General features: G+C 69.7%; 14 protein-coding genes and 1 tRNA gene. 4 read left to right on the forward strand and 11 right to left on the reverse strand.

All coding sequences use genetic code 11. From position 1 onward, the window contains the following. Positions 1-15 precede the first annotated feature (15 nt). Positions 16-195 carry a DUF7737 domain-containing protein gene (locus tag FB454_RS10715; protein WP_486481525.1) on the reverse strand — a complete coding sequence of 60 codons (180 nt, stop codon included), beginning with the start codon at positions 193-195 and terminating at the stop codon, positions 16-18. On the opposite strand from FB454_RS10715, the gene FB454_RS10720 reads away from it, so the two are divergent. Both FB454_RS10720 and FB454_RS10725 read left to right on the forward strand, forming a co-directional pair. Continuing rightward, a complete protein-coding gene (locus FB454_RS10720; protein ID WP_486481521.1) occupies positions 183-1,373 on the forward strand; it encodes a CAP domain-containing protein in 1,191 nt (396 codons plus the stop codon). The two genes, FB454_RS10715 and FB454_RS10720, sit on opposite strands and share 13 nt — an antisense overlap. Before the next feature lie 45 nt (positions 1,374-1,418). Continuing rightward, a complete protein-coding gene (locus FB454_RS10725; protein WP_145822877.1) occupies positions 1,419-2,399 on the forward strand; it encodes a DUF2804 domain-containing protein in 981 nt (326 codons plus the stop codon). On the opposite strand, the gene FB454_RS10730 is transcribed toward FB454_RS10725, so the two are convergent. The 7 genes from FB454_RS10730 to amcA (FB454_RS34835) all read right to left on the reverse strand — a co-directional run bounded on the left by FB454_RS10730 (position 2,384) and on the right by amcA (FB454_RS34835) (position 8,150). Then, on the reverse strand, positions 2,384-4,141 hold the full coding sequence (locus FB454_RS10730; protein WP_145822878.1) for a glycosyl hydrolase 2 galactose-binding domain-containing protein: 1,758 nt from the start codon (positions 4,139-4,141) through the stop codon (positions 2,384-2,386). The two genes, FB454_RS10725 and FB454_RS10730, sit on opposite strands and share 16 nt — an antisense overlap. Then, a complete protein-coding gene (locus FB454_RS10735) occupies positions 4,138-5,466 on the reverse strand; it encodes an MFS transporter (protein ID WP_145753306.1) in 1,329 nt (442 codons plus the stop codon). Before FB454_RS10735 ends, FB454_RS10730 begins: the two co-directional genes overlap by 4 nt. A 138-nt stretch (positions 5,467-5,604) precedes the next feature. Next, a complete protein-coding gene (locus FB454_RS10740) occupies positions 5,605-6,267 on the reverse strand; it encodes a pentapeptide repeat-containing protein (RefSeq protein WP_013284421.1) in 663 nt (220 codons plus the stop codon). A 62-nt stretch (positions 6,268-6,329) separates the two neighbouring features. Then, the gene (amcA, locus tag FB454_RS10745; RefSeq protein ID WP_013284420.1) at positions 6,330-6,512 is read right to left on the reverse strand and encodes a multiple cyclophane-containing RiPP AmcA; all 183 of its coding nucleotides are present in this window, start codon (positions 6,510-6,512) and stop codon (positions 6,330-6,332) included. Continuing rightward, positions 6,509-7,645 (reverse strand): cyclophane-forming radical SAM peptide maturase AmcB, encoded by a 1,137-nt coding sequence (amcB, locus tag FB454_RS10750; protein WP_013284419.1) that lies wholly within the window; start codon positions 7,643-7,645, stop codon positions 6,509-6,511. Before amcB ends, amcA (FB454_RS10745) begins: the two co-directional genes overlap by 4 nt. Then, positions 7,642-7,989: a hypothetical protein gene (locus FB454_RS10755; protein ID WP_013284418.1), complete on the reverse strand. Its 348-nt coding sequence runs from the start codon at positions 7,987-7,989 to the stop codon at positions 7,642-7,644. The genes amcB and FB454_RS10755 overlap by 4 nt, the downstream gene beginning before the upstream one ends. Continuing rightward, complete coding sequence (amcA, locus tag FB454_RS34835; protein ID WP_013284417.1) at positions 7,986-8,150, reverse strand: multiple cyclophane-containing RiPP AmcA; 165 nt, start codon at positions 8,148-8,150, stop codon at positions 7,986-7,988. Before amcA (FB454_RS34835) ends, FB454_RS10755 begins: the two co-directional genes overlap by 4 nt. A gap of 368 nt (positions 8,151-8,518) precedes the next feature. Between amcA (FB454_RS34835) and FB454_RS10760 the strand changes: the two genes are divergently transcribed. After that, positions 8,519-9,745 (forward strand): helix-turn-helix domain-containing protein, encoded by a 1,227-nt coding sequence (locus tag FB454_RS10760; protein ID WP_030270184.1) that lies wholly within the window; start codon positions 8,519-8,521, stop codon positions 9,743-9,745. A 6-nt stretch (positions 9,746-9,751) separates the two neighbouring features. Here FB454_RS10760 and FB454_RS10765 read toward each other — a convergent pair whose 3' ends face one another. After that, positions 9,752-10,432, reverse strand: a complete 681-nt coding sequence (locus FB454_RS10765; RefSeq protein WP_186461571.1) for a YdcF family protein — start codon at positions 10,430-10,432, stop codon at positions 9,752-9,754. Positions 10,433-10,719: 287 nt separating this feature from the next. On the opposite strand from FB454_RS10765, the gene FB454_RS10770 reads away from it, so the two are divergent. Further along, positions 10,720-11,607, forward strand: a complete 888-nt coding sequence (locus FB454_RS10770) for a hypothetical protein (RefSeq protein WP_145753308.1) — start codon at positions 10,720-10,722, stop codon at positions 11,605-11,607. On the opposite strand, the gene FB454_RS10775 is transcribed toward FB454_RS10770, so the two are convergent. After that, the gene (locus FB454_RS10775; RefSeq protein ID WP_486481522.1) at positions 11,600-12,055 is read right to left on the reverse strand and encodes a DUF4326 domain-containing protein; all 456 of its coding nucleotides are present in this window, start codon (positions 12,053-12,055) and stop codon (positions 11,600-11,602) included. The two genes, FB454_RS10770 and FB454_RS10775, sit on opposite strands and share 8 nt — an antisense overlap. A 121-nt stretch (positions 12,056-12,176) precedes the next feature. Continuing rightward, positions 12,177-12,252 (reverse strand) — tRNA-Lys (locus FB454_RS10780). Positions 12,253-12,293 lie beyond the last annotated feature (41 nt).

Below are 12,293 nucleotides of genomic sequence, written 5' to 3' on the forward strand. Positions count from 1 at the left end.
CGCCCGCCGACCGCCTCACAGTTGGCGCAGGATCACCGGATCCTTGATCTTCTTGTCGGCGGCCAGCAGCAACGCCTTGCTGATGATCTCGGCGAGCCGGCTGTCACCTTCGAAGGGCAGGTACATCTCCGGCTCCTTCGCCTTCGCCGAGTCCGGGATGATGCACAGGTACCGCTCGTCCGGTGCGATCAGGATGTTCCCGGAGCGCGGACTTCGAGGACCTGACCCTGACCCAGCTCCGCCTCGCCGACCAGCGCCGGGAGGTCGTCCTGGCCACGCGCTGGCTGGACGACGACCACCGCCACCTGCTGTCGCTGTGGTGGCTGGTCGAGGCCGGTCACCTCAGCCGCGCCGACCTGGTCGACGCCCTGAAGCTGGCCCCGCACCACGTGACAGTGCGCGTCTCCCGGATGAAGGCGCAGCTGGACACCGCCCGGCTGGTCGTACGGGCCCTCACCGCCCGGCCCGCTTGCGCCGGCCTGGCCGACACGGCCGGCGGCTGGGACCGCCGACCCGCGCCGGTGTGGCGCAAGCGGTTCGCCCGCCACATCCGGGACTGCCCGCACTGCCCGGACGCGACGACCGACCTGGTCCCCGCCGAGCGGCTGCTGGCCGGCCTGGCGCTCACCCCGATCCCGGCCGGGCTCGCCTCGGACGTCACGCACCACCTGCGCAACGTCGCCTCGCCGTCGCACGTCGTACCGCCCGGCGCGCAGATCGTGACCGCCGGGGCGCGGTCGACGCTCTCCCTGTCCAAGACCCTGGTCGGCGTCGTCGCCGCCGTCGCCGTGCTCGGCGGGGGCGGGCTCGTCCTCGCCAACTACCCGGAGGAGCCGGGCCGGCAGCCGGCGAGCGCGGCAGCCGCGCGGCCCTCGGCCGCGACCGCCGCACCGGCGCTCACGCCCTCCCCGACCGCGGTGGAGCCTTCAGCGACCACGGTGAAACCGTCCCCCACCACGGCGCGCCCGAGTCGCGCCAGGTCGGTGAAGCCGTCACCGAAGCCGACTCCGTCGCCGTCCCGGTCGGCCGGCACGTCGACGGGTGTCTCCACCGCGGAACGGCGGCTGCTGGTGCTGCTCAACGAGCGGCGTCGCGCGCTCGGGCTGACCGAGGTCAAGCTCGGCGCGGCGCAGCACCGCGACGCGGAGGCCTGCGTACGGCAGAACCTGAACGCCGGCAGCGGGCTGAAGCACTGCGGGCACGAGGTGCTGTTCGCGTCGTCCGGCACCGCCACGCCCGAGCAGATGATCGAGGCGTGGTTCAACAGTCCCGGCCACAAGACGGCGCTGACGTACACCGGTTCCCGCTTCGCCGGCCCGGCCATCGTCTCCAACGGCAGCCGCCAGGTCGCCGCCATCAACATCGACTACTGAGAGCGGGCCCGGACCACGGTCGTCGGCGGTCGCTACGCTCCCCTGATGACGCACGAGAAGGAGATCGTCGAGCCGGTCGACCTGTGCATGCCGGACGGGCGGCTCAACCCCGCCGCGGTCGGCTGGACCCGCCGGCCGCTGCACCGGGCGAACCTGCGCGGCTGGGGAAGGGCCAAGCGCTGGGAGTACTGGGGGATCGTGACGCCCACCCACATCGTCGGCCTCGTCGCGTCGTCGCTGGACTACGCCGGGGTGCACGGCGTCTACGTGCTCGACCGCGCCACGAAGGTCGAGACCGGCAAGGACGTCGTGGTCCCGTTCGCCCGTGGCGCCGTGCTGCCGCCGGTCAGCGGCGTGGGCACCGTGTACGCGCGCGGCGGCGGCCTGTCGATCGACATCGACCAGACCACCGAGGGCAGCACCATCCGTGCCACCGCACCGGGCATCGAGATCGACGTCGTGGTGCCGCTCCCGCCCGGCCACGAGTCGCTCGGCGTCGTGGTCCCGTGGAGCACGCGCCGGTTCCAGTACACGGTCAAGGACGTCGGGCGTCCGGTGCGCGGCTCGCTACGGGTCGACGGCACGACGCACGTCGCGCCCGAACGGGACTCGTTCGCCGTGCTCGACCACGGCCGGGGCAAGTGGCCGTACGCGATCACGTGGAACTGGGCGGCGGGCAGCGGACCGGACGTGTCGATCCAACTCGGCGGCAAGTGGACCGACGGCACCGGCTCGACCGAGAACGCGCTGTTCGTCGGCGGCCGGCTGCACAAGCTCGGCGCCGAACTGCACTGGAGCTACGACCGCCACGACTGGCTGCGGCCGTGGCGGATCAGCGGTGATCGGGTCGAGGTGGAGTTCCACCCGTTCCACGAGAAGATCTCGCGCACCAACCTCGGCGTCGTGGCCAGCGAGACCCACCAGTGCTTCGGGCACTTCTCCGGCTGGGCCCAGGCGGACGACGGCGAGCGGGTGGCTCTGGACGGCCTCGTCGGGTGGGCGGAGGAGGCTCAGAACCGCTGGTGACGCAGCCGGGCGTTGACCTGCCGGACCACCTCCTCGGGAAGCTTGACCACGCGCCGGTCGTACGTGAGCAGGCCGTTGAGCTCGTCCTCCACGTCGGACAGCTGGGTGTAGACGGTCGCGCTCAGACCGGCCCGGATCGCGGGCACGATCTGCTCGGTGTGCAGCCGCGTGAACGCCTCCGCCAGTTCCTCGGCGGTCCGGCACCGCCGGTAGCCGAAATCCTTGCGGCTGAACGCGTGCCCGTCGACGCGCAGGTTGTAGCCGCCGTACTCCGACAGCACCAGCACCCGGCGGTCACCGCGTCGCCGCGGCACGCGGAAGCGGCGGAAGTAGACGTGCAGGCTGCGCAGGTCGCCCCCGCGCTGGTCGTGCCATCCGCTGGCGTGGTCGACAGTACGGGTGGGGTCGAGTTCGGCGAGGTCGCGGGCGATCCGGGCCGCGTCGAACTGCCCCCAGCCCTCGTTGAAGGGCACCCACACGGCGAGACTCACCACGTTGCGCAGATGCTCGACGGTGTCGCGCATCTCGGCCCGGAACCGGTCCCGCCCGCCTGCGTCGGCGCGGCCGAACCAGCGCCGCCACCGGCCCCGGTCGGGCAGCCGCAGCGGCGTCACCGCCGGCGCGGTGACGACCAGCGGGTGGTAACCGCTGCCGCCGTTGACCATGTCCTGCCAGACCAGCATCCCCAGCCGGTCGCAGTGGTAATACCAGCGCAGTGGCTCGATCTTGATGTGCTTGCGCAGCATGGTGAACCCGAGCCGCTTCATCGTGGCGATGTCGGCGATCATCGCCTCGTCGGAGGGCGCCGTGTACATGCCGTCCGACCAGTAGCCCTGGTCGAGGATCCCGGCGTGGAAGTACGGCCGGCCGTTGAGCAGCAGGCGGGGCGCGCCGTCCCCGTCCGGTCCGACACCGAACGAGCGCATGCCGAAGTAGCTGCGGACCCGGTCCGCGCCCAGCTCGGCGGTCACGTCGTAGAGGAACGGATCCTCCGGGCTCCACTGCCGTACCTCGCGGATCGGGATGCGCACCGCCACGCCGACCGGCGCGGTGGCCTCGGCCACCGCGATCCCGTCGGCCAGGATCCGGATGCCGGCGTCGCCGGCATCCGCCGGCGCGTGCGCCGTCACCTCGACGCACCGCTCGTCGAGGAGCGGCGTCAGGGTGAGGTGCCGCAGGTGTACGGCGGGCACGCTCTCGGCCCACACCGTCTGCCAGATCCCGGACTGGGCGGTGTACCAGATGCCGCCACGGCGCAGCCGCTGCTTGCCCCGGGAGTGGTGGCCGGTGTCGCTGTCGTCCTGGACCGCCACGACCAGGACGTTGGCGTCCTCGCGGAGCGCGTCGGTGATGTCGCAGGTGAACGGCAGATACCCGCCGGTGTGGCCGCCGACCGGGACGTCGTTCAGGTAGACCCGGCAGGTCTGGTCGACCGCGCCGAAGTGCAGCAACAGGCGCGAGCCGGCGGCGTGGAAGCCCGCCGGGAGGGTCAGCGGACGGCGGTACCAGAGCGTCTCGCCCGGCTGGAGCTGCCGCCCGACGCCGGAGAGCGCGGACTCCGGCGAGAACGGCACGAGGATATGGCCGTCGTAGCGTTCGGGCTCGGCGGGGGAACCGGTGATCGCGTACTCCCACCGGCCGTTGAGGTTGAGACAGCTGTCCCGGGCGAACTGGGGACGGGGATACTCGGGCAGGACACGCTCCGCGTCGAGCGTGGCACCCCACGGGGTCAGCAGCGTCATGCCGGGGCCCCCTGCTCCCGCCGCCGCAGGGCCACGGCCGGCACCGCGATGAGGACCAGCACGGCCAGTGCCATGAGGAAGATGCCCGGCGTCGGGACCTGCTTCACCACGCCGAGATCCTCGTAGACCTCGCCGGCGCCGGTGATCACGGCGGCGCCGAGGTACGGGCCGACGAGCATCGGAATGAGGATGGCGAAGACCATCCGCAGCCCCTGGACATGGCCGGCCCGGCCCGGTGGTGAGTAGTCGCGGACGAGGGCGCCGATCGGGGCGAGGACGAGCATGAAGCCCGACATCATCACGATCCCGGCGGCGATCACGGGAACCATGCCGCGGGCGAGGAACATCAGCGCCAGGCCGGCGCCGTAGACCACTACCGCCGGCAGCAGGAAGCGCACCTTGCCGACGCGGTCGATGAGCCGCCCGCCGACCACGCTGACCGCCGACGCCGTGACGAGGACGACGGCCAGGACGACGGCGTACCCCTCGATCCTCAGGTACCGCTGCAGGTAGATGATCAGATACGGCAGGAACACCTGCGTGGAGATCCCCCAGACGGACCAGGCCGCCAGCGCGAGGTAGAGCCCCGGGTTGGCCCGCATGGCGGCCGGGCGCAGACCGTGGACGACAGCCCGCAGGTAGCCGCCCTCGTGCCGGACGAGTGACGGGCTGTCCTCGACCAGGAACCAGGCCAGCACCCCGGCCACCGCCATGATCGCGCCGATGACCACGAAGAACAGCTGCCAGTTCCCGGCGCGGGCCAGCCCGTCGAACCCGCCGAAGATCACCAGCATCGAGACCAGCGGCATGATGGCGAGCACCGACTCGACCCGGCCACGGTTCGCCGGCACCGTCACGTCGGTGACCCACGCCTGGAACGCCGCGTCGTTGGCCCCCGAGCCGAGGAAGGACATCAGGCAGTCCAGCGTGATAACCGCGATCGCCGTGACCAGCACGACGTTCGCCACGGGCGCGATGTCCTCCACGAAACCCACTGTCAGGAAGCCGAAGGCGGCTGTGGAGACGCCCCACAGCAGGTAGCCGCCGGCGATGAACGACCTGCGCCGGCCGGTCCGGTCGGAGAGGGCGCCGAGCAGCAGGGTGGCGACGGTGGCGGTCACGGCGCTGGCGGCGACCATCGTGGCGATCGCGTTCGGATCGTCGGTGATCGTGTCGTACACGAACAGGTTCAGGTAGATGTTCTCGATGGTCCAGGCCATCTGCCCGACGAGTCCGAGGACGATCAGCGCGGTCCAGGTGCGGGGCCGCAGGCCGGCTGGACCGGCCGACGTGGCCGGGGTGAGCACGCTCCGGGTGGCGGACACGACGGCCTCCTTCGACGGATCAGAATATGATCCGTCCCGTCCGGCCGTCGATGGGTCCGGGGTCGGCCACGCCGCCGTTGAAGTGCGGGCACGACGAAAAGGCCCTGGTACGGAGTAGCCGGACCATGGCCTTCGTCATCAGTCTTTGCGGACGGCGAGGTTGAGGGCGGCGACGGTCAGCTGGGTGAGGTCAGGAAGTTGGTCCTCGCCGAGCGTGACACCGCGCAGGTTGTCCAGCGACGTCTTGAGACCGTGGAGGCGGCTGCCCCGCAGATCGGTCCCGTCGAGGTGACAGGAGTCCAGTTCCAGACCGGCGAGGTCACACGACCGCAACACCAGGCGAGGTAGTCGGCAGGAAGACCACGCGCCGTTCGTGAGAGTGCAGTCGGTGAACGCGACCGAGCCGGCGGCGGCGACGCGCTGGAGGCTGGCGTAGTCGAAGCGGCAGCCGTCGAACAGGACGTCCTTGAGGCGTACGTCAGTGAGTCTCGCGCCGGTGAACCGGGAGCCGGTGATCGCGCAGCGTTCGACGGTGATGCCGGTCAGGGTCGCTCCGGAGAAGTCGGTGCGGGTGATCTCGCAGCCGTAGAGGCTGCCGGCTTCCCAGGTGCTCTCGCTCAGGTCCGCGCCAGCGATCAGGCTGCTGCGGATACTGGCGTCCTCGAGGTGCGAGCCGCGCCACGCCGCGCCGTTGACGAGTGCCTCGGTGAGGCCGTCGGCGAGGTCCGTGGTGGTGTCGAGGTCGTCCGGATCGAGGTCCGGCAGCAGGATCTTCAGGTCGCCGATCGTGGTGGTGCGCATGTGTCCTCAACCTGTGTGGGCGCGGGGTGGGCACGCCACCCCGCGCGTCCCGTCGCGGAGGGCTACTTCTTCTTGTTCCAGTTGTCCCAGCCGGGTCGGCTGTCGAACTTACCCTTGTTGTCCCAGGTGGGGCGGTTGTCGAACTTCGCCGCGTCGATCGACGCTACCGACCGCTGCGGGTCGACGCCGAGGCGGGCGAGGTGCTCGGGTGCGGCGTTGATGAGGACTGCAAGGGCCTTGGTCATGGTGCTTCTCCTTGCGGGGTGAGGTGGTCCGCGGCGGCGCGGACGAGGGCCTGTCGGGTGGTTCGGCAGTAGGTCGTTTCTCGGGCGGTGAACGTCGCGTGCTCGAAGTAGCGGTTGCCGGCCTGCGCGCCCCGGCAGAAGTCGTAGAAGGCGCAGTGGTCGGCGCAGTCGTTGAGGGCCGTAAGGAACTCGGCGACGTAGTCCAGGTCGCCGGCGCCGGCAAGCATGGCGGTGATCGGCTGTTGGAGGACGTTGCCGGCAATGAAATCGCCGTATCGCGGCTCGGTGATGCCGAGCAGCTCCGGTGACAGCAGCACCACCTGCCCATCCCAGGAGACGGTCGGGATCGGCTCGTAGGGCGCGTGATCGACGTGGCCGGAGCGGGTGGCGGCAATATAGTCGGCCAGGCGGTCCACGTCGCGGATCCGCAGCGTGCTGCCGCCGACGCGCCGTGCGATGAGCTGCTGCCAGAACCGGTACGCGTCATCCTCCGCGACCGGTGCGCGGTCGGCGCCCTCCTGCTCTTCGATGTTGAAACCCACAGACTCGCAGCCCGGCAGGCCGGTGAAGAAGTCGACGAGTGCGTCCGCGTGTTCGATGGTTTCCGGGGTGACCACACAGATCACCGAGTACCTCAGCCCCGTGCCGGCCAGCATGTGCATGCCGCGCAGGGTGCGGGCGTCCGTCGGGTTGCCGGCCCGGTCGAGGCGGTTGCGGTTCAACGCGCCCGGTCCGTCGATGCTGACCCCGACCTCGAACCCGTAGGTGGTGAACAGCTCGCACCACTGGCGGTTGATCAGCGTCGCGTTCGTCTGGATCTCGTGACACACCAGCCCCGCGCGCCGCAGCTCCTCGAACGGGGCCAGCAGATCCCGGAACAGCCCGATGGGTGTGGCGGTGGGTTCGCCCCCGTGCCACACGACACTCACCGGATGACCGCTGTTCTGCTGGGCGATCGACTCGGCGCAAGCCTGCGCGACCGCGCCGCTCATCAGACGCAGGGATCTCCGGTCGGGCAGGTAGCAGTAGGTGCAGTCTAGGTTGCAGAAGCTCGTCGGCTGCACGACCAGGGTGTGGAAGCTGCCAGCGACCGCCGGCTGGCCGGTGGAGTCGATGAGTCCGATACCGTTCACGAGGTGGCCTCCTCGATGCTGACGGCCGTGGTGGTACTGACGCGGTAGGCGTGGGTGTGGCGGGCGGGCCAGCCGAGGAACCGGTCGAACATGTCGGCGGCGCTGCCCGTGACGCTCGGGTTCAGCCGGTGCAGGTCATCTATCGCGTCGTGCAGGCAGCCGGCCAGGTAGAGGAACAGGCTCACCGGCACTTCTCGGTACTCGGCCAGAAGCGCGAGCTTCGCCGCGCCGCAGGGCCACGGCTGACCGCACCGGCGACACCGCCACAGCGGGCGCATCGGCAGATGTTCCACCTCGGCTGGCGCGAGCCGGTTCGCCGCGAGACGGCGCTGTGGCCCGGTCACCGGCGACCGCCCTCGCGGGCTTGCTGCTCGAACAGCCGACGCCACACGAAGGTGAGAAGCGGCAGATCAGCCGGCCACACCCGTCCCGGCGAGGCCGTCCACCTCGGCTCGGGAAGCCGGGACTGGCCGGCCATGGCGTTACGCGAGACGTACACCGTCATGCCGCCACCCCCACCAGGGACGATGAGCGGCGGGCTCGCCGGGGGATCGGCGAGCCCGCCGCCGCACCACGGCGGCTGGGAGCGGACCGCCGATCACCCACCCACGCAGCCCTCATGGCGGTACGCAGGCGGGGAAAGCCTCGAGACAGTTCGCTCCCGGACGGGCCGAGCCAGCGGCCCAGACCGTGGTGTGGAGCGCCGCTCATCGATCCCTCCATCTGCAGCTCCTGTCAGTCATCCCGACACCGGCATCGACACGTGCCGTTGATCCGAGGTGAACTGAACGTAGGGGCGACCCCTTCGGAGGACCGGGAAAATCCGTACCGGGTCCAGCAGCCTTCAGCGGGCAGGGTGATGGTGTGCGAGGGATGACGGACGACATGACGATCGGCCAGCGCGTCGCCTTCTACCGGCGTCGGCGAGGGCTCTCCCAGGAGGTGCTGGCCGGTCTGGTCGGCAAGACGCAGGAGTGGTTACGCAAGGTCGAAACGAACCGGGCCGACCTGGACCGGCTGTCGGTCATACGCGCGATCGCCAAGGCCCTCGACGTGTCCCTCGGCGACCTGATCGGTGCACCGAGCCTGTTCGAGTGGTCGGACGACTCGGGACGCGAAACTATCCCCGCCCTGCGGGCCGCTCTCCACGACTATCGTCACCTCGCGCCAACGCTGGCCCGCACGGGCGATGTCGAGGCCCTCACCCTACGCGAGATCGAGATCGATGTCGCCGAGATCTGGACCGCCTACCAGCACTCCCGTTATGGCACCCTCGCCCGCCGGCTGCCCTACCTCATCCACGACTGCCTCACCGCCACCGAGGCGTACGACGGAGACGACGGCCGGCGCGCACATGCGATGACCGCCTACGCCCACCAACTCGCCGCGTTGTTCCTCACCAAGCTCGGCGAAGGTGACCTCGCGTGGACCGCCGCCAGCCGAGGGCTGGCCGCCGCGAACGCCAGCCACGATCACGTCGTCATCGGCTCACTCAGCCGCTCCGCCGCGCACTCGCTGGCGTCCATCGGTGAATATGCCCAAGCCCGGGGCCTCGCCGCCACGGCGGCGCAGTTCCTGGGACCACGGCTCGCCAAGCCGACTCCGCAACTGCTGTCGGTCTACGGCAGCCTGCACCTGGTCTGCGCGCTGGCCGCCGCCCGGGACGACGACCGCGCCTCCGCCGACACCCACATCGCCGAAGCCGATGCCGCCGCACGGCGACTCGGTGCCGATGGCAACCACGTGTGGACCGCATTCGGCCCGACCAACGTGTCGATCCACAAGACGACCGTGGCAATGGAACTCGGCGACGTGCAACGCGCCATCGCCATCGGCGCCCCACTCGACACCAGCACCGTGCCCGTCGAGCGGCAGGTTCGGCACGCCATCGAGACCGCCCGAGCCCTTGCCCGGTGGAACCGCATCGACGACGCGCTCGCGGCGCTTCTGGACGCCGAGGTCATCGGCCCCGACCAGGTGCGCTACCACCGGCTCTCCCGCGACCTCGTCCGGGACATCCTCACCCGCCCCCGACCACCTCGACTGGCCGTCGAACTCAGCGACCGGATGGGCGTTCGGTCGGGAGGGCCGCGCTGGTAGCTGGGCTCAGATCAGTCGGCTCGTGTAGCCAGCGGCCACCAGGCGCTGGAAGGCCTCCCGTACCTCGTCCGGCATCTCCTGCGGGATCGCGAACCCGCGCTCGGCGTACACCTCGATCCGCTGTGTGTCGCCGACCAGCATGTCCACCACCCGCCGCGGGTCGCCGATGCTACTCACGTAGTCGTCCAGTTCGAGTGGATTCGACGCGCACACCACATCAACCTCCGGCCACATAAGCCTGCAGGTGGCGTAGGCCCGACGCTGTTGGTAGGGCCGCGACATGATCAGCACCGACTTCACCGGTATCTGGTGCTCGGTCAGGAGCTGACGCGAGTACTCCAGGTTCTGAGCGGTGTTCGTGGCACGCGGCTCTACGAGAATCGCTTCCCCGGGTACACCCTGCTCAATGGCGTACTCGCGGTAGTGCACTGCTTCTCCACGCGGAAAACGCTCGACGGTCGTCGGGGCGTTCGCGCCGGTGAACACGATCCTGGGGAACAGGCCCTCGTGAAACAAGCGCGTCGCGATGACAGCCACCCCGAGGTCATGACTGCCCAATCCGATCCCCACGTCGCACGGATGCAACTCGTGACCCATGTCGTGGTAGCGCCAGAGCGTCTCCACGTCCGCCCGAATCGCGTCGGGGATCGCCTCGGCAGGTGCCGCCGCATGCCGGCTCATCAGCACCTACCAGTCCGGTCCGCGCTGGGTTCCCTCATGCCGCCAGCGTAGGGGTAGCAGGGCACACGACGCCGCTGACTCCAGCACCAGGCCGCTGGCCTCCTAAGCATCAGAAGGTTGGCGGCGGTCGGGGGCATCGTGACGTGGGCGGTCAGGTTCCAAGCTCGACGAGGCGACGCCTGCCAGTTTCACCCGGGACCTGCCATACCTGCTCGCCCGGCCGGCTAGCGCCAGCTCCCCCAAATGTGAGACTGTCCATGTAACTGAATGTGTCTGTACAGCTGCATTTAGCGATGTGGGTGGTTCCGTTGGAACAGCTTCCATTGTGGGGACCCAGCACCGACGAAGAGCCAAGACTGAAACCAGTCCTGGCACGACCAGCGAAACTCCGCCTCCTGATCACAGTGAAGGCGGCACCCAACCCCTCCGCGCGGTACGGCGAGACGGTCTGCGTCGGGGCACTGGGCATGGACCCACCCTGGACGGGCTGGATTCGCCTCTACCCAATCCACTACCGGCACCTCGACGACGACGGCAAGTTCCACAAGTACGACATCATCCACGTCGAGGCGCTCCCAGCCAGGCAAGACCAGCGGCGCGAGAGCTGGAAGCCGATCGTGGACACCATCACCACCGAGCGGCATATCGCCAATCGGCAGTCGCGCCGGAACCTCCTCGATCCACTCGTCGAAGACTCCATGTGCCGGCTCAACAAACAGGCCCGCGACGACCCGAGCGCACGATCGATCGCGCTCATTCGCGTGGCCGACATCTCGGCGCTTCAGGTCAAGCGACACCCCGGCTGGTCGGCGGAGGATCGCAGGAAGATCGCTGGCTACCTCAACCAGTTCGACCTACTGGAACCGGCCAAGCGCAGCCCGCTTCAAGCACCGCGCTTCACCGGCGCCTACCGCTACCGCTGCGCGGACCGCCAGTGCCGCGGTCACCAGCAGACACTCTGGGATTGGGAGTTCGTCGCCCTACAACGTCGCCTGAGCAAGCTCACCGACCCAGAGGCCGAGGAGCAGCTGAAGAACAGGTTTCTCACCCGGCTCTGCGCCGCCGACCGCGACGTCGCCTTCTACGTAGGCAACCAAGCGGCAAGACCGCAGTCCTTCAGCATCGGCGGCGTCTACGCACCGAGACGGCCCACCGCCCGGTACCGGCTGCACGTCAACTAATGACGTCGGCCAGCACGTCGGCATGGCACGCATCCTCGACGCGGCACCAGCACGCCAACTGCTTCCCCGTGAGCTCTCGACGCGCCCGGTCCACGAGGGCCGGCTGCCCCACAAGCCACTGCCGATAGAGGCGTAACGCCTCCGCCCGATCATGCTTTCGCAGGCTGAACGGATTGGCCCACGGAGAACGCCGCAACCCGAACCCCTGCCGCCCCACATACACGGCACCGGGCGGCACCACCGGGTGATAGAGATCCCCCTGCACACGAACCCGCGGCTGTCCCCCCACACCGCCAGCGTAATCGCCAATGATCGGCCCCGCGTGGATGCTCGAAGGAAGCGCGTCGACGCCCGGGCGGGCGGATGCGCCAACGACCCCGAGGACCCAATGCGGGCTGGCCACCTCAGAAAATGACGATGAGCCCAGGCGTCCACGGAACAACGACATGTCCCAGCAACGCCGGCCCGGTCCAACGGCTCCCGAGCACCCACCGAGCGACCACCCACCGCCCGCGTACGCGAAAAAGGCCCCGACCCGGTGAGAACCACCAGGTCAAGACCTTGATCGTTGGTGCGCCGCCAGGGACTCGAACCCCGAACCCGCGGATTAAGAGTCCGCTGCTCTGCCAGTTGAGCTAGCGGCGCTCGCTGACAACGGGACGAGACGTTAGCACGCCCGCACACCA

The sequence above is a fragment of the Micromonospora sp. CNZ297 genome, from assembly GCF_007827625.1.